This is a genomic window from Halomonas sp. 7T (assembly GCF_025643255.1).
Classification (GTDB): Bacteria; Pseudomonadota; Gammaproteobacteria; order Pseudomonadales; family Halomonadaceae; genus Vreelandella.
This window is the reverse complement of sequence record NZ_CP087112.1, coordinates 3,032,657-3,058,139: the sequence shown is the minus strand read 5'-3', so window position 1 is coordinate 3,058,139 and position 25,483 is coordinate 3,032,657. Positions and strand designations below refer to the sequence as shown.

Annotated in this window: 25 protein-coding genes; 12 read left to right on the top strand and 13 right to left on the bottom strand. The window is 53.6% G+C overall.

Translation table 11 applies throughout. The features are described from left to right. Positions 1-47: 47 nt before the first annotated feature. From LOS15_RS14310 to LOS15_RS14290, 5 genes are all read right to left on the bottom strand, one after another. Entirely contained in the window at positions 48-1,016 is a 969-nt protein-coding gene (locus LOS15_RS14310) for a DUF932 domain-containing protein (RefSeq protein WP_083007752.1), read from the bottom strand. A gap of 83 nt (positions 1,017-1,099) precedes the next feature. Next, positions 1,100-1,438: a hypothetical protein gene (locus LOS15_RS14305; RefSeq protein ID WP_083007753.1), complete on the bottom strand. Its 339-nt coding sequence runs from the start codon at positions 1,436-1,438 to the stop codon at positions 1,100-1,102. 258 nt (positions 1,439-1,696) lie between these two features. Then, complete coding sequence (locus LOS15_RS14300; protein WP_083007754.1) at positions 1,697-2,356, bottom strand: class I SAM-dependent methyltransferase; 660 nt, start codon at positions 2,354-2,356, stop codon at positions 1,697-1,699. A 19-nt stretch (positions 2,357-2,375) separates the two neighbouring features. Continuing rightward, complete coding sequence (locus LOS15_RS14295) at positions 2,376-2,819, bottom strand: DUF411 domain-containing protein (RefSeq protein ID WP_083007755.1); 444 nt, start codon at positions 2,817-2,819, stop codon at positions 2,376-2,378. Beyond that, complete coding sequence (locus tag LOS15_RS14290; protein WP_263066619.1) at positions 2,816-2,965, bottom strand: hypothetical protein; 150 nt, start codon at positions 2,963-2,965, stop codon at positions 2,816-2,818. Before LOS15_RS14290 ends, LOS15_RS14295 begins: the two co-directional genes overlap by 4 nt. Positions 2,966-3,159: 194 nt before the next feature. Between LOS15_RS14290 and LOS15_RS14285 the strand changes: the two genes are divergently transcribed. The 9 genes from LOS15_RS14285 (at position 3,160) to LOS15_RS14245 (ending at position 11,840) form a co-directional block, all read left to right on the top strand. Beyond that, positions 3,160-3,660: a plastocyanin/azurin family copper-binding protein gene (locus tag LOS15_RS14285; RefSeq protein ID WP_083007756.1), complete on the top strand. Its 501-nt coding sequence runs from the start codon at positions 3,160-3,162 to the stop codon at positions 3,658-3,660. A 14-nt stretch (positions 3,661-3,674) separates the two neighbouring features. Then, positions 3,675-4,340, top strand: a complete 666-nt coding sequence (locus tag LOS15_RS14280; RefSeq protein WP_083007757.1) for a response regulator transcription factor — start codon at positions 3,675-3,677, stop codon at positions 4,338-4,340. Then, a complete protein-coding gene (locus tag LOS15_RS14275) occupies positions 4,327-5,661 on the top strand; it encodes an ATP-binding protein (protein WP_083007758.1) in 1,335 nt (444 codons plus the stop codon). Before LOS15_RS14280 ends, LOS15_RS14275 begins: the two co-directional genes overlap by 14 nt. Before the next feature lie 68 nt (positions 5,662-5,729). Continuing rightward, entirely contained in the window at positions 5,730-7,583 is a 1,854-nt protein-coding gene (locus LOS15_RS14270) for a copper resistance system multicopper oxidase (protein WP_263066618.1), read from the top strand. A 9-nt stretch (positions 7,584-7,592) separates the two neighbouring features. Further along, on the top strand, positions 7,593-8,363 hold the full coding sequence (locus LOS15_RS14265; protein ID WP_083007760.1) for a copper resistance protein B: 771 nt from the start codon (positions 7,593-7,595) through the stop codon (positions 8,361-8,363). 131 nt (positions 8,364-8,494) lie between these two features. Next, positions 8,495-8,911, top strand: coding sequence for a hypothetical protein (locus LOS15_RS14260; protein ID WP_083007761.1), 417 nt, complete (start codon positions 8,495-8,497; stop codon positions 8,909-8,911). 186 nt (positions 8,912-9,097) lie between these two features. Continuing rightward, on the top strand, positions 9,098-9,856 hold the full coding sequence (locus LOS15_RS14255; protein ID WP_083007762.1) for a glutaredoxin: 759 nt from the start codon (positions 9,098-9,100) through the stop codon (positions 9,854-9,856). 163 nt (positions 9,857-10,019) lie between these two features. After that, complete coding sequence (locus LOS15_RS14250) at positions 10,020-11,357, top strand: APC family permease (RefSeq protein ID WP_083007763.1); 1,338 nt, start codon at positions 10,020-10,022, stop codon at positions 11,355-11,357. Positions 11,358-11,381: 24 nt separating this feature from the next. After that, positions 11,382-11,840, top strand: a complete 459-nt coding sequence (locus LOS15_RS14245; RefSeq protein ID WP_083007764.1) for an ATPase — start codon at positions 11,382-11,384, stop codon at positions 11,838-11,840. 314 nt (positions 11,841-12,154) lie between these two features. Here the strand turns inward: LOS15_RS14245 and LOS15_RS14240 are convergent, their stop codons facing one another. Then, positions 12,155-13,381 carry a tyrosine-type recombinase/integrase gene (locus LOS15_RS14240; RefSeq protein ID WP_083007765.1) on the bottom strand — a complete coding sequence of 409 codons (1,227 nt, stop codon included), beginning with the start codon at positions 13,379-13,381 and terminating at the stop codon, positions 12,155-12,157. A 250-nt stretch (positions 13,382-13,631) separates the two neighbouring features. Then, positions 13,632-14,510, bottom strand: coding sequence for a YicC/YloC family endoribonuclease (locus tag LOS15_RS14235; protein WP_263066617.1), 879 nt, complete (start codon positions 14,508-14,510; stop codon positions 13,632-13,634). A 126-nt stretch (positions 14,511-14,636) separates the two neighbouring features. On the opposite strand from LOS15_RS14235, the gene rph reads away from it, so the two are divergent. Continuing rightward, complete coding sequence (gene rph, locus LOS15_RS14230; protein WP_263066616.1) at positions 14,637-15,386, top strand: ribonuclease PH; 750 nt, start codon at positions 14,637-14,639, stop codon at positions 15,384-15,386. A 117-nt stretch (positions 15,387-15,503) separates the two neighbouring features. Here rph and LOS15_RS14225 read toward each other — a convergent pair whose 3' ends face one another. Beyond that, positions 15,504-16,271 (bottom strand): exodeoxyribonuclease III, encoded by a 768-nt coding sequence (locus LOS15_RS14225; protein WP_263066615.1) that lies wholly within the window; start codon positions 16,269-16,271, stop codon positions 15,504-15,506. Between the two features lie 151 nt (positions 16,272-16,422). On the opposite strand from LOS15_RS14225, the gene pyrE reads away from it, so the two are divergent. After that, positions 16,423-17,088, top strand: a complete 666-nt coding sequence (gene pyrE, locus LOS15_RS14220; protein ID WP_263066614.1) for an orotate phosphoribosyltransferase — start codon at positions 16,423-16,425, stop codon at positions 17,086-17,088. A gap of 9 nt (positions 17,089-17,097) precedes the next feature. On the opposite strand, the gene LOS15_RS14215 is transcribed toward pyrE, so the two are convergent. After that, positions 17,098-17,571, bottom strand: a complete 474-nt coding sequence (locus LOS15_RS14215; protein WP_263066613.1) for a tRNA (cytidine(34)-2'-O)-methyltransferase — start codon at positions 17,569-17,571, stop codon at positions 17,098-17,100. A 108-nt stretch (positions 17,572-17,679) separates the two neighbouring features. Here LOS15_RS14215 and rep point away from each other — a divergent pair, with 108 nt between their 5' ends. After that, positions 17,680-19,749 carry a DNA helicase Rep gene (gene rep, locus LOS15_RS14210; protein ID WP_263066612.1) on the top strand — a complete coding sequence of 690 codons (2,070 nt, stop codon included), beginning with the start codon at positions 17,680-17,682 and terminating at the stop codon, positions 19,747-19,749. Between the two features lie 96 nt (positions 19,750-19,845). On the opposite strand, the gene LOS15_RS14205 is transcribed toward rep, so the two are convergent. The 4 genes from LOS15_RS14205 to glmS form a co-directional block, all read right to left on the bottom strand. After that, on the bottom strand, positions 19,846-20,655 hold the full coding sequence (locus tag LOS15_RS14205; protein WP_263066611.1) for a c-type cytochrome: 810 nt from the start codon (positions 20,653-20,655) through the stop codon (positions 19,846-19,848). A 222-nt stretch (positions 20,656-20,877) separates the two neighbouring features. After that, positions 20,878-21,792 (bottom strand): GNAT family N-acetyltransferase, encoded by a 915-nt coding sequence (locus LOS15_RS14200; protein WP_263066610.1) that lies wholly within the window; start codon positions 21,790-21,792, stop codon positions 20,878-20,880. 167 nt (positions 21,793-21,959) lie between these two features. Further along, positions 21,960-23,426, bottom strand: coding sequence for a sodium:proton antiporter NhaD (gene nhaD / locus LOS15_RS14195; protein ID WP_263066609.1), 1,467 nt, complete (start codon positions 23,424-23,426; stop codon positions 21,960-21,962). Positions 23,427-23,582: 156 nt separating this feature from the next. After that, entirely contained in the window at positions 23,583-25,421 is a 1,839-nt protein-coding gene (gene glmS / locus LOS15_RS14190) for a glutamine--fructose-6-phosphate transaminase (isomerizing) (protein ID WP_263066608.1), read from the bottom strand. Positions 25,422-25,483 lie beyond the last annotated feature (62 nt).

The window sequence follows — 25,483 nt, the reverse complement described above, 5'->3', positions numbered from 1 at the left end:
GAACCAAAACGAAGAAAATCAGCGCTAAAATGATTAGAAGCAGCATGTCAGCTCACCAGCGCAAGAGCCGTTTGTAGCGCATCTTGCTTCAGCTGCGCCCCTTGACCAAACCACGCGGAATCCAGGCGGGTATCGTTACTACGCGCACGCTTGTCGTGATCCACGTACTCGGTCACGGCATTGAGAAGTCCCCAGGCGGTGTCTTTGGCCGTGTCGAGGTGGGAGCCGCGGCCTTCACCGTGGTAAAGCTTCTGTACCTTGTTGAGCGCCCGGTAATTAGGCAGCTTGGAAGGGTCGTCTATCGGCTTATCGATACCGCAGAGTACCGACTGAAAATACTGCTGTGCCTCGCGGTGATCAATCTTACGTTCCGCCAAGGCCTTCATGCGATACATGAAGTCGTTCCATTGGGAAACAGAAATACCCAGCTGGCTTTTTACCGCACGGGGATCGAACTCTGACCGGTGGGGAACCTTCACCGCTTGCGATGTGCCATCCACGGCAATCTGCAGCGTGTTGTTACACACCACCCGCACCGTGGTCGGCGTCGCCATGGTGGCCAAGGTGCCATCGCATGATGTAGCCAACAGCAGGTAGTCGTTAACTTCATCCTGGCCTTTCAGCGACGTGCTTAAGCCACTGCGTGCCAACGCCCAGAACTTACGCCCACCTTTCAGCACCCCAGCGGTTTCCAGCTCATAACCGGCGTACTCGGTGAGATCGCGGTAGAACTCCAGTATCTCTTCGGGCTGCACCACCTTATAACGCTGCGATACCACCGAGAGCGGTGCTTTGGTATCCGAGCGGTAGAGCACTTTCTGCTCGGGGAACGAGTGAATGCTGCCCAGGTGGCTGGCACCTTCAGCGATAAAGCGCACCGGCGCTTCTTCAATGTGCCAGTTCATACCGGCCTGTTGCTGCCAGACCTCTAACGGTTGTTGACGGGATAGCTGTTGCCCCAGGCCGTGCCAAGGGGTAGTGCCAACGTAAGCCATTTGTTCAACGAGATGAGCCATGAGTGAGTCTCCAGACATAAAAAAAGCGCTGACAAAGGCCAGCGCTATTAGGTGAGAAAAAGGAAAAACCAAACAGGCGCGACTCAGTGAGCCGCAGCCAAAGGGGGATAGGACTGTCGAAAGGTGTGCCCACAGGCAAGGCATAGCCAAGGGGTACCGGTACCGGGTGGCAGCCACTGAGCGAATAGAGACGTCGTTACCCGGATACCTGACTGGCCACCGGTAACCGCGCCGATCATGGCGGCTGGGAGTTTAGCGAGTGGAAAACGCGCCGTTGCCAGAAAAAGCGGTTGGGTCACCGCCGTCGCACGTAAGGCGCCTATCGCACCACCCACTACGCACCCGCTGACAACACCAATGCGTTGAGCGGTATCGAGATTGATCAGGCGGGTAGCGGCACAGCGCTGACAAGGTGGGGGCATTAGCAATGCTCCTATGCATCACGAAGCGATTCGTGGGGTGGATTCATAGGAGTGATATAGGTCTATAATTTTTTGGAAATTAGCCACTCAAAATTTACTTTAGTAAACGCTCCAATGCTGGCAATGGTGAAATGTCTCGGGCTTAGCGTTTACAACAAAATAAGCGCAACACATTAGAAGCAAAGAAGCACGAGTACCGCCCTTACGTCTCGTCGCTATGTATGGTGCCACTCGTTACCGCCTTACATTTAAGATATATCAACGCCTTGACGATGAACACTCAGTAACCTCTCCCCCCTTGCCATCTTTATGCCGGAAATGGGTATACAGGAACTGTTGAGGGCTGCCCGTTGGCGTCTCATGTACCTCAAGATGATCACTCAATAATTCAAACGAAGGGCCAAGTTGTTCGCTAAGCTGCGAGGCCGAGTATCTCACCACGTCCAAGCCACTACAGCGTGTTGGCCCCTCTGGCCCAAAGGTTGCCATCACCACGTGCCCACCGGGTACAAGGCTATGGCGAAGTTGCAGTAAATAAGCCGCGCGAGAGACTGGATCCACCAAAAAGTGAAAAACCGCACGGTCATGCCAGACGGCATAGTAATGCCCAGGCAACCTTGCTTGCGTAATGTCCCCAACACGCCATTTAACGCGGCTGGAAACGTCAGCTAAACGGCGCTGTGCAGCTTCAATGGCGCTTTCCGAAATATCCAAAACGGTAATATCGTCGTACCCAAGCGCTAGCAAATCATCTACTAGCGTTGCTTCACCGCAACCCACATCAATAATCGCCGTGTGTGGGTCTGGAGCCGCTGATTGGATATAATCAAGGGAGGCCTCTAAATGAGGCCGAAACCAGCTTACTTGGTCAGCAGACTTGCGTTGATACACCGACTCCCAGTGGTGTTTTGAATTCATTGTATCGGCCCGGCTTATTTCAGAGCGTCATAAACGCCTTATCTTCCTGATCCGTGAAGGAATACACGTCATAGGGCGCTTCCTGAGGTCCTGGCATACCCGGTGTACCGATGGGCATACCTGCCAGGCCAATGCCATCTACATCAGGCTGTTGCTCAAACAGCGCCTGTACGGCTTCCATCGGCACATGGCCCTCGATCCAATATTCACCTATTTCGATGGTATGGCACGATCCCAGACCGTAGGGAACGCCCGCCTGCTGCTTGATATCACCCAGTTCGACGTCGTCAACAATAGTGACGTTAACGCCAAGTTGCTCCAAATAGCGCGCATACTCATCACAGCAGCCACACTGGGGGTTTTTGTAAAGCGTGGCTTCATCCGGCAACGCGGCCTGAGCCTGAACCGAGGCGGCTCCTAGGAGCAAAACACTAGATAGTACCGTAGCGGTAAAACGTTTCATGAGCAATCTCCTTGAGGTGTGTGACTAAACAAATATTTGGCCAACGAGGCGATCCCCAACCCTACCAACAGTAAAAAAGTTAGCGGCATTAACCAAGCAAACCAGCCCATCGAGCTCATAAAAGCAAAACAATCTGCGTTCATCATGGTAAGTCTCCTACCAAGGCAGTAAGCAATATCGCTGTAAGCTTACAACCCTGGGGTTACCCTAAGGTCAAGCCTTGGGACCTTGCGGACAACGGAAGGTTGCTATAGATCATGTTTTCCCCCTTGGGTTCAGGCTCGTTTCAGGTTAACACCGTATAAAGAACGGGTGACAATAACCTCTGAGGTAAATGACCATGCTAAAAACCACTCTAACAACGTCTTTGTTTGCCCTTTCACTAAGCCTGATCACGGGCGTGGCGCTGGCTGCACCCGGCCACGGCGGTGGTGACAGTGGTCTAACCGAGGCTGACGTCGACCGTACGATCAGCCTTGAGGCTGGTGATATGTGGTTCGACCCTGAAGAGCTACAGATGGCGGCTGGAGAGGTGGTTAAATTTGAAATCACCAACACCGGCCATTTAGAACATGAATTTGTAATTGGAAGTAAAGAAGCCCAGGAAGAGCATCGTCAAATGATGCTAGATATGGCCAATGGTGGAGGCCATGACATGTCGAATATGGCACACGGCGGCGGTCACGACATGGCCAACATGAGCATGGCCGGCGTCACCATTGCGCCTGGTGAGACAGGGACTCTACTATGGAGTGTTCCTGATAATGCCAACGAGCTAGAGTATGCTTGTAACATCCCCGGCCACTATGAATCCGGCATGTACGGCAATTTTACACTCTAACCTGACGTATACCGATGAAACTGTTGCTACTCGAAGATGATGACTTGCTTGCGGAAAGCTTGGCAGAGAGTCTCAAGGACAACGGTTACCTAGTTGATTTGGCCGCTTCATTGAAAGCGGCCAAGTCGCTTATGGCAACCGAGCACTATGAACTGGCTATCTTGGATGTCGGCTTGCCCGACGGCTCGGGGCTGGATCTGCTCGCCCAGTGGCGCAGGCAAAAACGCGATACCCCTATTTTGATCCTGACGGCCCGCGATACCTGGGAAGATAAAGTCGTCGGCCTGGAAACAGGGGCCGATGACTACCTGACTAAACCCTTCCATGAAGCTGAGCTCATGGCCCGCTTGAAGGCCCTACTGCGCAGGCAATCCGGTCAGTTATCGCAGGTGATCACGCTTAACGGCGTGTCGCTAGATGGCGCAGGTCAACGGGTGTGCCTAGAGGACGAAGCGTGGCGTTCGCTCACGGCGACGGAGTTTCGACTACTACGTTATTTAATGCTTCATCCGGATCGCATTCACTCTAAAGAGCAGCTACTAGAGCAGCTTTATGCTTTGGAGCAGGATGCCGCCGCGCCCAACTTGGTCGAAGTTTATGTCGCTCGTCTTCGCCGTTATCTGGGTAAATCCATTATCCAAACGCGCCGCGGCCAGGGGTATTTCTTTGCTTCACATTGATCGGCGTAGTTTACGTTTTCGACTACTCGTCTGGTTAGGAGGCGTGGCGCTCTTAGTGGTGGTGACGACTTGGCTACTGCACGGCATATGGTTACAGAATCTTGCTCGGGATTTTTTGGGTGAGCGCCTTCAGCGCGAAGCCGACCATGCCGTCACCCAGCTTGAGCAAGGGGAAGCCGCCGTACCTGCCGCGCTTGACTCAGTTAGCCAAAGCTATCAAGTCTTTCATCATTTATACGTGATGCGCCTTAACGGCTCGGTGAGCGCCTCCAACCCGCAATGGCAGCAACAGCTGGCTCCTCTGCTGGAAGAAAACGGCGATGCTCTTTTGGATGTCAAACATGACGATCAGCATTTGCTGGTCTACCGCCGCCATTTTGAGTGGCAGGGTTCTAGCGGCGTATTACTGGTGGGGGAGGATTTTTCCAAAGTTGAAGCGGGCTTAGCGACGCTACACTGGTGGGTAGGCGGGATTGCCGCAGGACTTTTAGTGATGTTAATTACGCTCAACATGCTAGCTGTCAACCGCAGCCTGATCCCGCTATGGCAGCTTCGTGGACAGTTGGCCGCACTACAGGCAGGCGAGAGAGAGCGCCTTTCGCTAACCGCGCCAGCCGAGTTGGACTCTCTGGTCGCTCAGCTTAACCGCTTTATGGACGACATCGACCTGCGTCTACAGCGCTCTCGGGAGTCATTCGCCAACCTTTCCCATGCTTTAAAAACCCCGTTGGCAGCGGTTACCCAAGTACTGCGTGGCAACCGGCCTATTGATGAACGCAGGCGACTAAAGCTACTAGCCCGAGTAGAGGATATTAATGCCCAGCTGGATGCGGAACTGCGTCGTTCACGGATTGCAGGCCCTAACGCAGGGCGAATGGCCAACGTCACGCGTGATAGCTCACGACTCACCGAGATGTTCCGCAGCCTTTACCCTGAGCGTATCTTCAACCTCACCCTATCGGTACACGAGAAAGACCAAGTGCCTATTGAGGCTCACGACTTTTCTGAAATATTAGGTATCGTGCTCGATAACGCTGGTAAATGGGCGAGTAGGCGCGTTAATTGCGATATTGCCGTCTCCGCTACCACCCTCACGCTCAACATTGATGATGACGGCCTCGGCGTTGCAGAAGAGGATCTTTCGCGTTTGGGTGAGCGTGGCACACGGCTGGATGAACGCCGTCCTGGCTACGGCTTAGGCCTGTCGATTCTTGCGCAGTTAATCGCCCGTTACTCGGGGCACTCGCATTTTGCACGCAGTCCACTGGGTGGTTTGCGCGTTACGATTACATTGCCTCTAGCGGTTGAAGTGACTAATTAATCACTATTCAGCTTTGATTCAGCTTCTTCCATCAAGATGGTGCTATTCATCATTGATGGGAGTTACACATGGCACGCTCAAGCATCATTTCTCACCCGCTTTCTCGCCGACAGGTCATAAAAGGCGGCGCTGCCTTAGGGTTAGGTTCCGCGGCGGCAATGGGATTGACCCCTGCCTGGGCAAACCCCTGGGGACGCACCAATGTCTATGCGCAGGGCGTTGAAGAAGGCCCCGAGGTATCGCTGGCCATTCGCCGCGAATCACACCCGATTGATGGTAAGAATGCGATGCCCATCACCATCAATGGCACTAGCCCAGGCCCGATGATTCGTCTGAAAGAAGGTCAAGACGCGGTACTTCGTGTGACAAACCTGCTCGATGAGTCTACTTCAATTCACTGGCATGGCCTCATCCTACCGCCGGAAATGGATGGCGTGCCAGGCGTCAGCTTTGCAGGTATCGCCCCTGGTGAAACCTTTACCTACCGCTTCCCTGTTCGTCAGAACGGTACCTACTGGTACCACAGCCACTCCGGTATGCAGGAACAGCTTGGCCATGCGGGGCCGCTGATTATCGACGCCGCCGAGCGCGAGCCTATCCGTTACGACCGTGAGCATGTGTTACTGCTCACCGACTGGACCTTTGAAGACCCCATGTCGGTGTTTCGTAATCTGAAGACCATGGAAGGCTATTACAACTTCCAAGAGCGCACGATTGCTGACTTCTTCGCCGATGTGCGCGAAAAGGGTTTCGCACAAACCGCCGAAATGCGCGGCATGTGGGCTCAAATGCGCATGAGTTCGCGGGACATCGCCGATGTCACCGGCAGCACTTATACCTACCTGCTCAACGGCCACTCCCCTCAAGAAAACTGGAATGCCCTGTTCAAGGCCGGGGAGCGCATCCGACTTCGTGTGATTAATGGCTCGGCGATGTCGTACTTTGATGTACGCATTCCTGGCCTAAAAATGACCGTGGTAGCCGCCGATGGCCAGCCGGTGCAACCCGTTCCTGTTGATGAGTTCCGTATTGGCGTGGCTGAAACCTACGATGTGCTGGTTTCACCCGAAGATAACCGGGCATACACCATCTTCGCCGAATCTATGGATCGCAGCGGCTATGCCCGCGCTACCTTGGCACCGCGTGAGGGTATGCAGGCCGACATCCCTGAACGACGCCAAATTGCTGACCGCGGCATGGAAGCCATGGGCGCCCACGGCATGGGCGGGATGGATCATTCTGGCATGTCAAATATGGAAGGCATGGATCACTCCAACATGCCGGGAATGAGCGGTGACGATGCAGGTATGGAGGGAATGGACCACTCAGGCATGTCGAATATGCAAGGCATGGATCATTCGAACATGGCGGGGATGGATCACTCTAATATGGGCGGCATGGCGGGCGAGCAGGCGAAAATCGGCGCAAATGGCATGCTGGTGGCCGGTGAGGCACAGCCCGGCTCCCGCTACGACCAAGCGGGCATCGGTATCGACCCTGACGAACGGCGCGTTTTAGTCTACCGCGATTTAAAAGCCTTCACGCCATGGCCTGACCGCCGTGAACCAGGCCGTGAGCTTGAGCTGCACCTGACCGGCAACATGGAACGCTACATGTGGTCGTTCGACGGCAAGAAGTTTAGCGAAGTGACCGGGCCCATTCATTTTGTGAAAGATGAGCGGCTGCGCCTCATCCTCATTAACGACACCATGATGGAGCACCCCATTCACCTCCACGGCATGTGGATGGAGCTAGAAAACGGCCAGGGGGAATTGATACCGCGCAAACATACCCTGAACGTGAAGCCTGGCGAGCGTGTGTCTGCACTGATCACCGCGGACGCCGAGGGCAGCTGGGCGTTCCACTGCCACCTTCTCTATCACATGGATGCCGGCATGTTCCGCGTTGTTCAGGTTTCTTAAGGAGGCAGTATGAAAACTAAGTACTACGTAACCCTCGCCAGCGCCGCCCTCGGTATGGCCGCCGCCGCTACTGCTCAGGCCGATGATGGCTATGCGGCCCCAGACAACTGGCCAGCGCCCACTGAAGAGCACAACATGGGCATGGGGCTGTTCGACCGGCTTGAATACACCGTTCCCGATAAAGGCCAAGACGCCTTGGTATGGGACTTTCAAGGCTGGTACGGCGGTGATATTAACCGCGTCTACCTCAAGTCAGAAGGCGAAAATGTCCAGGGCGACGGCGAAGATGCTGAGTTTGAATCTCTGGAACTCCTCTATAGCCGCCTAGTGGCAGATTTTTGGGAGTTACAGGGGGGTATCGGTTATCAAGGTGGTGTGTTCTCCGGTGATCACGCCGAACGCATCTATGGGGTTGTCGGCCTGCAAGGTGTGATGCCCTACGGCATTGAAACCGACGTTGCCATGCAAGTGAGTGAAGATGGCGACGTGGCCGCCAGTTTTGAAGGCGAATACGATCTGCGCCTGACACAGCGGCTCTACCTTCAGCCGCGCACAGAAATCGCCGTGGCCGCCAGTGAAGTGGAAGAATTTGGCGTCGGTGAAGGGCTTAACTCGGTGCGCGTCGGCATGCGTTTAGGTTACGAGATGTCCCGCCGTTTCGCCCCCTACATCGGTGCCTATTGGAAGAAAGAGTACGGCGATACAGCCGACCTTTCACGGGCTAGTGGTGACAACACAGAAGATACTGGAGTCGTCGCTGGTGTTAAAATAATGTTTTAACTATCTAAAAGTGTGTAACTTTTAACGTCACCCAATGGTGGCGTTTTTTATTATTTTTTATCATAAAATTCAGTTCCTTTTCAGAAACAAAGATTATTATAACAATGTGATCAACCACTGGAGTAATTGACATGAAAGTTAAATCTATTATTTTTGGAACATTAGTAGCAAGCATTCTTTCAACACCTGTATTAGCTAACTTAGGGAATACAATCCAGGATCTTCCCTTACTCGAAAGAGGCGTGTCTTCTACACAGCTGCTTGCCCAGGGGCAATCCAAGCGTTTCAATATTAACATTGAACAAGCGACTACGCTGAAAGTAGCGAGTGATCACTTTCCAGGCTTTACCAGCACTGGCAACCGTATTTCAGCGGTCCTCTATAACGAGGCAGGACAGCAAGTAGCAGGAGCTTCTAGCCCACGGGGGCACTTCGAACTTGTTAGTCAGCTACAACCTGGGAAATACCAGCTTGAGGTGACAGGTAGCTCAATGGGAGGTACTAAGGAAAATGATAATAACAGTTATGAGCTACATGTTGACTATTAATATTTAGTTGCTAATTTAAGATATAGGGCCAGCCTTTAGGCTGGCTTTTTTAACTCCACCTTTGACAGTATATATCTTTAATTTTTATTTTAGTTTTAAAATAAATGAGTAGGCTACTCTTGCCTATGTGTAGCACAAAGGTTCTATTCTTTTAATAAATACCATATTCTTAGCAAAGGAGACTCAATGCCAAGGTCAACACCCACTACCTCTGCACGGGTTTACCGGATGAAAACCGCCGAGCATATGTGCCCGTTTGGTTTGAAGACAGTTGATCTACTCAAGCGCAAAGGCTTTAAGGTCGATGACCACACCTTAACGTCCCGCGATGAGATCGACGCGTTTAAGCAACAGGAAAACGTCGACACAACGCCCCAGGTGTATATCGGTGACCAACGCATCGGTGGCTATGAAGAGCTGCGTGAGCATCTGGGAATGAGCGTGCCCAACGCAAAAAAAACCACTTACCGGCCGGTAATTGCCATTTTTGCTACTGCACTGCTGATTGGCTTAGCGATTAGCTGGGCTACCCAGGGCACACTTTTCACTGCACGCATGCCGGAGTATGCCGTTGCCACGGCGATGGTGCTGCTCGGCTTGCAAAAGCTGCAGGATGTCGAAAGTTTCAGCAGTATGTTTTTGAATTACGACCTTTTGGCCCAGCGCTACGTGCCCTACAGCTATTTTTACCCCTACGCAGAGACACTTGCAGGCATTTTAATGCTGGCCGGAGCACTAATTTGGCTGGCAGCACCACTGGCGCTATTTGTCGGAACGGTGGGGGCGGTCTCCGTGTTTAAAGCCGTGTATATCGACAAGCGTGAGCTTAAGTGCGCCTGCGTCGGCGGCAACAGCAATGTGCCCCTGGGGTTTGTGTCGCTAACCGAAAACCTGGTAATGATCGCTATGGGGCTGTGGATGCCGTTGCGGATGTTGTTGGGGTAAGACCCACACTCTTACGCCAAACCATGATATGGATCAGTTAACTGACTGGCCCATATTCAGGTTGCGTTCAGCTAACTCAACCACGCTTGGTCTTGAACTTATTCCACATTGGCTCAAGGCGGTGTACATGCACGTCTTGGGATTAATCCTCAGGAGTGTTTGCATGGCTGATCAGGATAGAACGCCACAGTACGAAGAAGGAAGTCTCTCACTAATCGGTGCCGTGGCACTTGGCACTGGGGTAATGATTGGCGCAGGTATCTTTGCGTTAACCGGACAGATGGCGGAAATGACCGGCCCTCTATTTCCCCTAGCCTTTTTGGCTGCCGCGGTTATTGTCTCTTTCAGCGCTTACTCTTACGTCAAAATGTCCAATACCTATCCATCTGCCGGGGGTATCGGCATGTATTTGCAAAAAGCGTATGGCTCAACGCTTCCTACTGCCTTTCACGCTCTCTTGATGTATTTTTCCATGGTAATCGCGCAGAGCTTTTTAGCGAGAACTTTCGGTTCTTACACTCTGGAGTTATTTGACCTGGGTGATCGCTCGCTGTTTGTGCCACTACTCGGGGTTGGCTTATTGCTAGTAGCTTTTTTGATCAATTTATCCGCCAATAAGTTGATCGAGACAGTCGCCTCGGTGCTGGGCTTCATCAAAATTGGCGGCATCATCGTGTTTGGTGTTGTCGGTGTTTTTATTGCCGATTCTATCGAAATGGGTACTGGCGGCGATGCACCATCCCCAACTATCTCCGGTTTTTTAGGCGCAACGGCGTTAGGCATTTTGGCATTCAAAGGTTTTACGACCATTACCAACAGCGGCTCGGAGCTAAAAAATCCCAAACGTAACCTGGGCAAGGCCATCATGATCTCTATCGGCTTGTGCGTGGTGATCTATGCGCTTGTTGGCTTTGCGGTTGCCAGCAACCTTTCCTTGGACGAAATTATTGAAACACAAGATTATTCGCTAGCAGCGGCGGCCCGGCCTGCGCTAGGTGAAGCCGCCGTTGGCTTTACCGTCATTTTAGCCATGCTGGCAACAGCAGGCGGGATCATCGCCAGTGTTTTCGCAGTATCACGTATGCTCGCCATGCTGACCGAAATGAAATTGGTTCCCCACCGGCATTTTCATATGCCGGGAAGTGTGCAAAAGCACACGCTGGTGTACACCATTGTTTTTGGTTTGGTGCTGACCGCATTTTTTGACCTTAGCCGCATCGCGGCGCTCGGCATTATTTTTTACCTGATCATGGATATCGCCATCCATTGGGGAGTATTGCGCCATCTCAGGGAAATCGTAGGCGCTAACGCGATCATTCTAAGCATCGCCATTTTGTTAGATGCCCTCGTATTAGTAGGCTTTGTATGGGTAAAGGCCACTTCCGACCCCCTGGTACTTATCGTTGCCATCATAGTGATGGCCGTATTATTGGTAGGCGAATGGCTATTTCTCGCCAATCTTGACAAGTCGGACAATAACGATCACTCGCATTCTCACTAGCAAGAACAGCACAAGGAGCGGTTTATGGAGATTAAAACGTTTGGAGATTTAATTGATTGGACACGTCAATTGCATGCCCATCTTGCCAAGTGCTTGGCCCACTGCGCGAATCAGCATGAGGAAGAGCGCGCGCGAATGCTTCTTAACTATCTATCTCTTCATGAGGCGGAAATGCAGCGGGTTATTGCTGGCTTTGAAGACACTGCAAGCGCCAACGTACTGCACACCTATGTCTACGACTACCTCTCTCATCAGCCTATTCGCAGCCACCGTACCTGCGATGCGCCTTACGCCACGCTAGGGTTCGATGCTATCTGCAAAGAAGTGTTAGATTTCCATGAGCAGGCCATACTTTTATATCGCAGCCTGATAGGCAAAGCCGAAATCCGCGAGGCTAAAGAACTACTTGAAACACTTCTCGACTTAGAAGAGCACGAGGCCATGCGCTTGTCGCGGCAAACTGGAAGAATGCACGATGTCTAAAGCTACAAAGCCTCTGAACAAAGCATTTTGCGGAATGGAGGTTAACCGCACACGACCAAGTACCGCGAAACTCACGCTGCAAAACTGAGTATTTAAGCTAGGAAAAGTGCCAAGACTAATTTTTATCCAACTCTGACACTTACTTTAGCGAGAAAACACCATCATCTGAACCCGCCGTGCCTGGGGCGAAGTATACCCGCTCCATGCACCCGGTTAGTCCAAGCACTAATAGGCGGTGTAGGTTATAAGAATGTGTTATGGAATATCAAGAATTGTTATAAGCTTAAGACGTTATTTAAAACCAAGTGGGCTTATTAGATTTCTTTATCGTTGATAGATGGCTCAACCAGCTCTGCCACCTTGATCAGGGCCTGTTTCCGCTCTTCATAATAGTCATACCGGTCATAAATCCCCTCCACACCTTTCAGCTTGTGATTCAAGCAACGCTCAGCAACATGACCCGGCACACCTGCTGCAGCTAGCAAGCTGCGGCAGGTACGTCGCAAGTCATGCACAGTAAACTCAGCGAGATCACCCATTTTGTTCTTGGGCTGTTGCTTCTTGCCTGGCTCCTTACCAAATAGCTTGGCAATTGCTCGGTTCAATGTGTCTTTACCCATATGGGGTTGCTTACTACTACGACGGCTAGGAAATACATACGGCGAACCAAAAGCACGAATCTTTAGCTCTTCCAGCCAAGCAATAGCTTGTGGAGGGAGAGGTATCGCAATCCCGACCCCCGATTTGCTACGTTCGCCCGGTAGATCCCAATTCGCATCGTTTAGGTCGAACTCGGACCACTTAGCCTCTGTAAGCTCTGTTTTGCGCACCCCTAAAACGACCAGCAAAGCACATGCAAGATAGTTATCACGGGTAAAGCTAGTACGGTTCTCTCTGAACACAGTAAAGGCTTTACTGAGTTCATCGATGCTTAGCGCCCTGTCGCGGCTTTTCTCAACCCCACCCGCATCGTTGACGTTGAAAGCAGATGCGGGGTTATAGGTAAGCAACCCTAGCTTGATGCTGTGATTAAATAACTGCTTTAAATACATCAAGGCATCATTAGCAATGGTTGGTCGACCACTGCTAGTTACCTTTCTGACGATGGCACGTACATCCATTGGGGTAACGCTATCCAGCGTTAGCGAACCGATGGCGGGCGCAATATCCCTCTCAAATAAGCGTTTTGGGATTTTGGGATGCTTAAGACGCTTTTCTAAATCTTGGTACCAATCGTCGAACAGATCCTGCACCGTACTGATGGATATTTTTTCTTCACGTTTGCGCTCTGTAAGAGGGTCCGTACCGTTACGAATGGCCCTCTGAGTCTCAACCACTTGTTCACGAGCTTCAGCTAGGGAGAGGTGAGGGTATTTACCCAGTGTCATACCACGACGTTTACCCGCGAAGGTATAACGGCACATCCAATAGGCAGCTCCTGCCTTAGGAATCATCAAGTACAAGCCGTTGCCATCTCCATAGCGCCCTGGCTTGGCTTCTCTGACCAATGATTGGATTCTCTTGGCAGTAAAGCTCCCCATCCCCTCGCCCCTCCATTAACGCTTCAATACTTCCCTATTTTTCAAATTATTTTCAATTACTTATGTAAAAAGTGGGTAGTACTTTCAAGTAATTTTGCCCCAATAGTGGGTAGCATGGCATTTTACTACCCACTTTACTACCCACTTGGCGCTGGCTTAAGCTGGATCTTGGTAGACAAGCGTAGACAACGCCTGATTTAAAAAATATAAAAAACAAAAATTTATACATTGTAGTAGACAACCATGGAAACTATTCAATATTCTGAATCTGCTCCCGCATCTGCTCAATCAGTACCTTTAGCTCCACCGCGCAGCGCGTTGTCTCTGCCACCACCGATTTAGACGAGAGCGTATTCGCTTCGCGGTTAAGCTCCTGCATCAGGAAATCCAAACGGCGACCTTTGGGGCCTTTCTGGGCAAGCTGGTGGCGCACTTCGTCGATATGGGCGGTAAGGCGGTCTAGCTCTTCATCAACGTCGGCTTTTTGCGCTACCAGTACCAGTTCGGCTTCCAGGCGCTGGGGATCGAGCTCGGTTTTGGCGACGTCTAAACGCTCTAGCAGTTGGGCGCGCTGTCGCTCTAAAATCTGCGGCAGCAGGCTGCGTACGGTGGCCACTTGTTCGCTGACGGCGTCTAACCGGGTGGCGATCATCCCGGCCAATTTTTCGCCTTCGCGGGCGCGGGCGTCGATCAGCTCGTCCAGCGCTTGGTTAAACAGTGTTTTGGCGGCGGCTTTGATGGCATCTTGGTCGAGGTGCTGGGTTTCCATCACGCCGGGCTGGTTGAGCAGCGCCAGCGTGGTGGGCGGCACGGCGCTGGGCACCTGCTGCTGAATGGCGGCCAGGGCGTCGGCAATCTCTTTTAGGCGCTGGGCGTTCACTGCCGGTGCTTGGGCGGTGTCGGCGCTCTCGAATCGCAGGCTGCACTCTACCTTGCCACGGGCTAGGCGCGTGCGTAGCGCTTCGCGCAGCACTGGCTCTAAATCCCGCAGGCTTTCATGTAGGCGAAAATGCGGCTCTAAATAGCGCTGATTCACCGAGCGAAGTTCGACCTGTAGGGTGCCAAAGGGAGCAGCCTGTTCGGTGCGGGCAAAGGCAGTCATGCTGTGTACGCGGCGGGAAGCGGCCATGGGTCGATGCATCCTATCCATTAGTGGGTTCCGGACAGTCTAACCGATAGGCCCATCAGCGCACGCTCAGACGTGTACAATAGACGGCTTTTCCCTGAAACGCGTTTATTGTGAGAGGTGCTATCTGTGAGCAGTGCTAAGCGTCCTGATGTTGTTCGCCCCAGCGGTCGCGAAGCCGACCAGCTCCGTGAGATTCGCTTAACCCGCGACTACACCCGCCATGCAGAAGGCTCCGTACTGGTGGAGTTTGGCGATACCAAGGTGCTGTGCAACGCCAGCGTGGAAGCGGGCGTGCCGCGCTGGCTGCGCGGTAAGAATCAGGGCTGGATTACCGCTGAATATGGCATGCTGCCCCGCGCTACTCATTCCCGCAGCGGCCGTGAAGCAACTCGTGGCAAGCAGGGTGGCCGCACGCTGGAAATTCAGCGTTTGATTGGCCGTAGCCTGCGCGCGGCAGTGAATTTGAAGAAGCTGGGCGAGTTCACCATTACCGTGGATTGTGACGTGATCCAGGCTGATGGCGGCACCCGTACGGCGGCGATTACCGGTGGCTGCGTGGCGTTGGTGGATGCGATTCGCTACTTACAGCGTGAGAAAAAGATCAAAGGCGACCCCTTTAAGCAGCTGGTCAGCGCGATCTCGGTGGGTATCTATAAAGGCGTGCCGGTGCTGGACCTGGACTACCCGGAAGATAGCAAAGCCGACACCGATTTGAACGTGGTAATGACCGAAAGCGGCGAGCTGATTGAAGTGCAGGGCACGGCGGAAGCGGGAGCGTTTAACCGTAAAGAGCTCGACGCGATGCTAGACTTGGCCGAGAAGGCGGGTGATGAGCTTCGCGAAAAGCAGCGTGAAGCGCTGGGGATTCGTGGTTAACTCCTTATAAGTATTAAAACGCGCATACGCAAACAGGCCAGCTTAAAAGCTGGCCTGTTGCTGAGACGGATAACGCGACGCGGGAAAAGTGCGTTGTCTAGTACTTAAAACTAGTGCTTAAAGCGCTAAGTCATACTCAACGATCAGCGGTGCGAACTCTGAGAAGGTCGCATCGTAATCAATCCACGCGTCGACCACATGGCGACGGAAGTTGGGGCCGACCAGCTGATAGTCGATCCGCCAGCCTTCTTGGCGCTCACGGGGTACATCTTGGTCAAGCTTTGGCCACCAGGTGTATTCGCCAGCGTCGCGATTAATTTCGCGGAAGGTGTCGATAAAGCCGGTGGGGCCAAGCACCTGATCCATCCAGGCACGCTCTTCCGGGCGGAAACCAGAAGTGAGCTGGTTGTCCGACCAGTTGGCCAAATCGATGGTTTTATGAGCAACGTGCCAAGTACCGCAGATGATGTATTCGCGACGTTTGCGGGACATCTTCGTCAGGTACTCTTGGTACTGCTCCATAAACGCCTGTTTGGCTTTTTGGTCACTTCCATCAGGCATTAAGAAGGTGGCGATGCTGAAGCGGTCATAATCCGCCTGCAGAAAGCGCCCTTCGTGGTCGCACTGAGGGAACCCAAGGCCGTACATAATCGCCTTGGGAATTTTGCGGCAATAAAGCGCCACACCGGAGAAGCCATCTTCTTCTGCATCCAGAAAGTAACCTTCGTAGCCTTCTGGATAGAGGATATGATCATCCAGTTCAAAACTTTTCGCCTTGATGTTCTGCACGCAGACCACGTCGGCATCCTGCTGAGCCAGCCAGTCCAGGAAGCCACGGTCGACGGCATCACGTATACCATTGACATTGATGCTGGCAATTTTCATAAATCGTCCCTTTTGCGTCGCTGCTGTATGATACCCGACGTTTAGACGTTTGGGTAAATAGACAAACCTAATCTTGCTATTTAGACCCGTTTTATTGTTGCGTTTGACTTACATTCTTATCGACCACTCCTACCGACAAGAGAAGACCGCCGTGGCCACCACTCTACAACCCTATCAACGCGATTTCATTGCCTTCGCCATTGAGCAGGGCGTGCTCAAGTTTGGCGAGTTCACGCTTAAATCGGGGCGAGTAAGCCCTTACTTTTTCAATGCAGGGCTGTTTCAAACGGGCCGTGCGCTCGCTAAGCTGGGCCGCTTCTATGCCCAAGCAATTGTCGATAGCGGCCTGCAGGCAGATGTATTGTTTGGCCCCGCCTATAAAGGTATTCCCCTGGCGGCCGTTACTGCAGCGGCACTGGCTGACCATCACGACCGCGATATGCCCTACGCGTTTAACCGCAAAGAGGCCAAAACCCACGGCGAAGGCGGTAATATTGTCGGTGCGCCGCTTTCTGGCGATATTTTGATTATTGATGACGTAATCACTGCCGGTACTGCAATTCGTGAAGTGATGGGCCTGATTGAGCAAAGCGGTGCCCGTGCCGGTGGGGTGATCATTGCGCTTGACCGCCAAGAGCGCGGCCAGGGCGAACAGAGCGCTATTCAAGAAGTCCAAGCCCAGTACAGCATGCCAGTGGTGAGTATCGTTACCTTAGAGCAAGTGCTGACGTATCTAGAAGAGCACGCGGGCGGCGAAATGCTGGCTTACGCCGAGGCCGTTCGCGCTTATCGCGACCACTACGGCATCGCTGGCTAGTCTTGCCTGTTACTCGCTGTCTAATGCGCCAGCATAGCCTTGCTGGCGCCAAGCTTCATAGCTCACCACCGCTACCGCGTTGGAGAGATTCAAACTACGGTTATTAGGCTGCATGGGAATGCGCAGTTTATGCTCAGCGGGCAGCATAGCGTGCACTTCAGGAGAGAGCCCGGCGGTTTCCGAACCGAACAGCAGCACATCCCCCGGTGCAAAGTTAGCATCGCTGTGGGCACGGGTGCCCTTGGTGGTAATCGCCCAGATGGTGCGACCCTGCATGGCGGTGTAAAACGCCGTAAAATCCGCATGGCGCGTCACGTTGGCGAGATCACGGTAGTCTAAACCAGCGCGGCGGAGCTTTTTCTCTTCGAGATCAAAGCCTAGCGGCTCGATCAGATGGAGTCGGCAGCCGTTGTTCGCCACTAGGCGCATAATGTTGCCCGTATTGGGAGCCATGCGCGGCTCGAATAGCGCTACTTCAAACATCACCACCTGCCTATGAGTTACCTGCTGTATTTGCCTGCTGCGCCTTCGTCAGCGCCGCTGATTGTAATAGAAATTGCCCCGAAACACTTGTAGAGGTCACCCTTCGCCATGACGCCCCAACCGCCAAAGAGCATTCTTAGCCGTATCAAAGGGCTCAACCCACGCCAGCAAGAAGCGGTGCGCTACATCGATGGCCCCTGCCTGGTGCTGGCGGGCGCGGGGTCGGGCAAAACCAGCGTTATCACCACCAAGATTGCCTACCTCGTGCAAGAGTGTGGCATGAGCGCGCGCAAAATTGCCGCGGTGACCTTTACCAACAAAGCCGCCCGTGAAATGAAAGAGCGGGTGGGCCAAATGCTGAAGGGCAAAGAGGGCCACGGGCTAACGGTTTCGACGTTCCACAACTTGGGGCTCAATATCATTCGCGGCGAGCTGAAAACCCTGGGCTACAAGCCGGGGTTTTCGCTGTTCGACCCGGAGGATGCTAAGGCGCTGCTGCGGGACTTGATGAATAAAGACGCCCAGGTAGACGCCGAGCAGATCAACGCCGTGCAGGCCAAAATCTCGACCTGGAAAAATGACTTGGTGCTGCCGGGGGATGCGCTCTCGTTCGCTGACGACGATGACGAGCACTTTGCCGCGCGCGTCTATGAAGCGTACGTGCGCCACCTCAAAGCCTACAACGCGGTGGATTTCGACGATCTAATTCTGCTGCCGGTGGTGCTCTTGCAGCGCGACCCTGAGGCGCTGGCCCGCTGGCGGCGCAAAATCCACTACATGCTGGTGGATGAGTACCAGGACACCAACGTGTCCCAGTACCTGTTGGTAAAGCTGCTGATGGCGGAACGGGCCACCTTTACCGTGGTCGGCGACGACGACCAGTCGATTTACGCCTGGCGGGGCGCGCGACCAGAGAATTTGGTCACGCTCGGGGAGGATTTCCCCCGTTTGAAAGTCATCAAGCTGGAGCAGAACTACCGCTCTACCGGCACCATCCTGCGCGCTGCCAACATGCTGATTGCCAATAATCCCCACGTTTACGATAAAACCCTGTGGTCGGATATGGGCGACGGCGCGCCGATTCGTGTGGTGGTAAACCGCCATGAAGAGGCCGAAGCGGAGCGCGTGGCCAGTGAGATGCTGACGCGGCGCATCAAGGAAAAAGCCGAGTGGCGGGATTTTGCGGTGCTCTACCGGGGCAACTTCCAGGCGCGGCTGCTGGAGCTGAAGCTGCAGCACTATCAAATCCCTTACAAACTCTCCGGCGGCACGTCGTTTTTCTCCCGCAACGAGATCAAAGACGCCATGGCGTACCTGCGCCTGCTGATTAATCCCGCCGACGACAACGCTTTCTTGCGTATCGTGAATGTACCCCGCCGCGAAATTGGCCCCGGTACGCTGGAAAAGCTCGCCAACTATGCCACCGAGCGCTCGATTTCGCTGTTTGCCGCCTGCCATGAGCTAGGGCTTGAGCAAACCCTGGCTACCCGCGCCGTGGAGCGGCTATCGCGCTTTACCCACTTTATCGATGGTGTGCGCAAGCGGATGGATCAGGGCGATGCCATTGCCGCCATCCGCGACATGCTGCGGGATATGGATTACGAAGCGTGGCTCTACCAAAACGCCAGCGCCCCTACCATCGCCGAGCGGCGCATGGCCAACGTATGGATTTTGATTGATCAGTTGGAGAAGTCGCTCAACCGCGACCCGGAAGATGCCGATGACTCCACTGCAACGGAAACCGACGGCGTAGAAGCGGCCATTTCGCGCTTAGTGCTGCGGGATATTTTGGAGCAACAGGCAGAAGAGGATGACTCGGATCGAGTGCAGCTGCTCACCATGCACGCCTCCAAAGGGTTGGAGTTTCCCCACGTGTACTTGATGGGCTGGGAAGAGGATTTGCTGCCCCACCGTAACGCCATTGAAATGGGCACCGTAGAAGAAGAGCGGCGCTTAGCCTACGTGGGCATTACTCGCGCCCGGCGCACGCTGACGCTAACGCTGGCCCGCCAGCGCAAGGCCTACGGCGAGCTAATGGATTGCCAACCCAGCCGCTTTTTGGATGAGCTGCCCGCTGATGACTTGGAGTGGGAGGGTCGCGCCGATAAAGAGGACCCCGAGAAAAAGCAGGCACGCGGTAAAGATGCGATTGCCGGGCTGCGCTCTTTACTGGGTTAACGGCCAGTAAGGTGAAAGTGGCAACACAAAAAATATCCACAGGGGGGTTAGCACCCGCCTGTGGATAGATAACAAATCACTTATTACAAAATCTGTTTATTGCACTTCTGACACCATGTAATCAACGACGGCCATGATCTCTTCGTCAGAGGCACTGCTGCCACCGCGTGGCGGCATTACGCCTTTGCCGTTAAAGACGCTTTCATACAGCGCATCAATACCTTGCTCAATACGCGGCGCCCAAGCGTCAGCATCGCCAATCAACGGGGCGCCGGCAACGCCTGCTGCGTGGCACGCCACGCAACCAGCACTGGCGTAAAGCGCTTCACCGTCCAGGTTACTGCCGCCAGTTGCGGCATCTTCACTTGCCACGGCTTGCTCGTCTGTCGCGGTGTCTTCTGCAGCGGCAACGTCGTCACTCGCGCTGTCATCGGCAGCAGCCGTTTCTTCACCGCCAGCCAGTTCAGGCACGTCCATTACTGGCTCAACTAAATAGGCTGTCGCCGCTTCCATCTCTTCGTCTGACAGATTGGGGTTGCCGCCGCGGGCAGGCATGGCACCAATACCGTTGATGGAGTGTTCCAGCAGAGTGGCAAAACCTTGTTCGGTGCGCTCAGCCCACGCCGCTTCATCACCGCGAATAGGGGCACCCGCTGCGCCGGTTTCGTGGCACGCCATGCAGACATTGTTGTAGATACCTGCGCCATCAATCTCATCACCGCCACCGCTGCTCGCGACTACCGGCGCTGCTGCGGTACCGCAGTCTTGGCCTTGCAAGCAGAGTTGGCCTACCGGCGCTAAGCGCTCAGCAATTGCGTCTCGTGCTGCGTCTTGAGCATAAGCACCGGATGTGCCTGCCATGACGCCTAGGGCCGCCAGCCCGCTCATGATCAGCTTAGATTTCACTCTCACCACCTCTTGAGTTTTGTCATAAAACGTTTTGTGCTTAACCCCTGCGCGCGGCAGCGACATCATCAACCTGCGGCAACCGAAACGCCAAGACGTGCATAGCGCATTAGTATACCGAGAACGCCAAGCGTAAGAAAATGCTACTAAGCGCGGCAATTCAACCTATGCCGTACTCCGCGCTTTAATTAGCGGTATAAAAACAGTGTCACGTTTGGCAAATTAACACCATGCCAGTAAACGCTGATGAGCATAGCGCGTAAACCCTGCCTGAGCATATACACGCTTTGCCGGCATATTCTGCGTATCAACGGTGAGCGTGATATCGCGTGCTCCTGCCTGATTAGCCAACACTTGTGCTTTTTCAATGATTGCCTTGCCCAACCCTTTACCTCGCCACTCAGGTAACAGCCCCATCAATTGCAGTGACCAGCGTTGGCTAACAGGGTCAGGAGCAAGGAGCAGTACGCCGACTGTTTCGCCCTGATGCCATACCTGGTACCACTGGTCTGGGGCACTCGGCGCCTGGGCATAAAACCCAGCAAGCAGCGCATCGATGGTGAGCGCTTCGCGAAGCCCTGGGCAGTCTAACGAGCCTTCGCTTACCTTCGCTACCAGCGCCTGTTGTTGAGCAGGGGCCAATTCAGCAAAGCGGCTTAGCAGTAGCCGATTATCGTGCGATGGAACCGCCTGGCACGGCCACACAAGGTGCTCCAGGGTGGCAAGTGCCCGCATAGAGTGGGTGACTAATGCCGTTTCCCAGGTGGTTGTATCGTCGTTTAGTGCCACATGGCATAGCGCAATCGGCTGCTCGCTTACCCAGCCTTGTAAGGCGTTCAATAGCGCATCAGCCGCTGAATTATGCTGCCTGGGAAGCCAAAGCTGCGCCATTTGGTTAGCCAATGGCTGCACCCAGGCGGCGGCTTCAATCTGGCCCGCTTGGGTGGCTATCCAAAGGCCTTTCCAAACAGTGTCAGGGCCCCCTTTGACGGTTGATAAGGCCTGCTGAAGAGCTGGCTGTTGCGCAGGGACATGTACCGCCGCTAAATGCAGCAGCGCTTCACGCCGCTGTTCCGGTGGGCATGGCATTACTGTGATGGCTGAGGAGCGATGGCCGAAAGGAGAATCACTTGTCATGTTACGTTCCTCAGTAGCCCGCCGTGAACAAGGCGTTATTCATTGATATGCGCCTATTACTGGTTGAAGACGCCCCGAGTGTCGACGCTGCTGATCGCTATTATCAAAACGCCCCTGATCAATTGATAAGGGGCGTTTCATTGTGCTTAACGGCATTAGCCGCGCACTTAAAACAGCGCTGCGTTAATCCACAAATGAGCCATAATGCTGGCGGCATAGCCCAGTAAAATAGCCGGCACCCAACGCAAATGAACCGCAAAGGTATAAATACCGCGCGCTTGCCCCATCAGCGCGACTCCTGCTGCTGAACCCATTGAGAGCAGGCTGCCGCCGACGCCCGCAGTTAAGGTAATCAGAAGCCAGTTGCCTTGCGACATATCTGGCGCCATTGAAAGCACAGCAAACATGACCGGAATATTATCAACTACTGCTGAAATAAGCCCTAAGACAACGTTAGCCCACACGGGATTCCAGCTACCGTAAAGCGTTTCTGATAAGAGGCTTAGATAACCCATAAATCCCAGGCCGCCCACACACATTACTACTCCATAAAAGAATAGCAGTGTGTCCCACTCAGAACGGGCAATACGGCTGAAAATATCGAAAGGAACGACGCTGCCTAGTTGCTCAAGCTTTCTCCAATCGCCGCGACGAGAGTAACGCTCACGCTTACGCTCCAGAGAGCGCGGCAGGCTGCGACGCAGGTAGTAGCCAAAGAACTGCAACAGGCCAAGGCCAAACATCATCCCCATCGCAGGCGGTAGATAAAGAACCGAGTGGCACAACACAGAAATAGCGACAGTCACTAAAAAAAGCGCAATGATGCGACGCGAACCACGCTTTAACCAGACATTTTCAGTCAGCGCGGCGGGCTGTCGATTGACGATGAAGAAATTCATAATCACCGACGGTACGATGAAATTGACAATGGCTGGTATCAGTAGCGCAAAAAAGCCGCCAAACGGTACCTGGCCTGCCTGCCACACCATCAACGTAGTGATATCGCCAAACGGGCTGAACGCGCCGCCTGCATTGGATGCCACCACCACGTTGACACAGCACAGGCTAATAAATTTTTTATCGCCTTCAGCTACCTTCAACACCACCGCACACATTAGCATCGCCGTGGTCATGTTGTTGGCAATCGCAGAAATGCCGAAGGCAAGACAGCCCGTAATCCAGAACAGACTGCGATAACTGAACCCTTTACGTATTAGCCATGCCCGCAGGGCATCAAAAATACGGCGCTCTTCCATGGCGTTGATGTAGGTCATCGCCACCAGTAAGAACAGTAACAGCTCGGTGTACTCAAGCAGCGTTTCTTTAAACGCCGCTTCCGCTTCGTGCGGCATGCCCGCTTGTACATAAACCCACGCGACGAGTGCCCAGATAAGCCCGGCGGCCACGAGTACAGGTTTGGATTTGCGCATGTGGATAAGTTCTTCGCTCATGACCAAGGCGTAGGCAAGAACGAAAATAGCCACAGAGGCAATACCCGCAAACGATGCGGTAAGATCTAAAGGGCCGGAGGCGGCATAAGAGAGGCTAGGAAAGGCAAACAAACAGAGTGCTGTCAACAACCAAGCAAACCGGCAAGTAGCTTGCCGCATTGCAAGGGCGTTAGGTGGTTTCATGGTGGCGAGGTCCTGGCAAGGTGAGGAAATATCGCCACGATAATAAGCACACTAACAATGTGCTGCAACGCAGCGATTGCGCATAAGATGCGGCCATTCGTCGCATTCTGTAAAGCGCTTTTATCGCTGCCTTGCCAATTAATTGTGTCTTGAAATTTACTCCACGGTGACGCTCTTAGCCAAGTTACGAGGCTGGTCCACATCGGTACCTTTTAGCACGGCAACGTGGTAGCTAAGTAATTGTAATGGCAGCGTATAAAGCAGCGGGGCAAGCGCTTCGTGTACGTGAGGCAGCGCCAATACGCGAATATCGGCTTGCTCGTTAATGCCGACACTTTCATCGGCAAACACAAATAGCTGGCCGCCCCGGGCGCGCACTTCTTGCAGGTTAGATTTAAGCTTCTCCAGCAGGTCGTCGTTAGGTGCCACGGAAATCACCGGCATTTCACTATCTACCAGCGCCAACGGCCCATGTTTAAGTTCGCCTGCGGGGTAGGCTTCAGCGTGAATATAAGAAATCTCTTTCAGCTTAAGCGCGCCTTCCAGCGCAATGGGGTAGTGGGCGCCGCGGCCTAAAAACAGCGCGTGGTGCTTTTCTGCAAATGCCTGCGATAGCGCTTCAATTTGGCTATCCAACCCCAGAACCTGTTGGCAAAGAGCAGGCAGCTGACGCAACGCTGTGACTATTTCGGCAATCGCCTCCGCTTTTTCAGGCTGATGTTTGGCCTTACTCACCGAGAGTGTCAACAGCATCAGCGCGACTAGCTGGGTGGTGAAGGCTTTGGTAGACGCTACGCCTATTTCCGGTCCCGCCCGCGTCATCAGCGCTGTGTCCGATTCACGCACTAATGAGCTGCCCGGTACGTTGCAAATCGCCAAGGTGCCTAGGTAGTTGAGCGTTTTGGCAAAGCGCAGCGCGGCCAACGTATCGGCGGTTTCGCCCGACTGAGATAGAGTGACAAAAAGCGTGCCTTCGGGCACCACTGGGTGGCGGTAACGGTACTCGGAGGCGACTTCTACCTGCACCGGCACACCGGCGTAGCGCTCAAGCCAGTAGCGTGCCACTAAGCCTGCATGGTAACTGGTGCCGCAAGCAATAATATGAATATGACGGGTGTTTTCAAACAGCGCCTGGGCCTCGGGGCCAAAGCTTTCTACCAGTACGCTACTTGCACTTAAACGCCCTTCAAGGGCTGCGCTAATGACTTCCGGTTGCTCGAAAATCTCTTTAAGCATGTAGTGGCGGTAATCACCTTTAATGGCGGCGCCGTCACCGTGCTCAAATGTCTGGATAGGCCGCTCTACTGTGTTGCCTTCACGATCGACGATACGAATTTCGCCCAGCGCGCGAAGCTCAACCAAGTCGCCCTCTTCTAAGTAGATAAAACGGTCGGTGACTTGTAAAAGCGCCAGCGGGTCAGAGGCTAAAAACGCCTCATCAATACCCACGCCTACCACTAACGGACTCCCCTGACGGGCGCCCACCACCAGGTCAGGCTCGGATGCACTCATAACGCCCAACGCATAAGCGCCGCCCAAACCATTTACAATCTGCTGGGTGGCCTCAAACAGGCCAAGTCCGCTTTGCAGTTTGTCGGCCAGCAGGTGGGCAATCACTTCAGTATCGGTTTCCGAAGTAAAAGCGTAACCGCTTGCTTGCAGCGTTGCCTTAATGTGTTCGTAGTTTTCGATAATACCGTTGTGCACCACGGCGACTTGATCACTGCTGTGGTGAGGGTGAGCATTGGCTTCAGAAGGCTTGCCGTGGGTAGCCCAGCGGGTGTGGGCGATACCGGCAACACCGGGCAGCGCCGCGGTGGCTAGCTGCGCTTCAAGAGCCACCACTTTACCTAAGGCGCGGTGACGAGTTAGCGCCCCCTCGTGGAGCACCGTCATGCCAGACGAATCGTAACCACGATACTCAAGGCGTTTAAGCCCTTCCAGCAGGATGCCTTGCACATTGCGTTGTGCAACCGCAGCGACGATGCCACACATAAACGTTTCTCCTTGGCGTTTTAGCGCGCTTTTAGAACACTAATAAATTATATGAAAGCCGA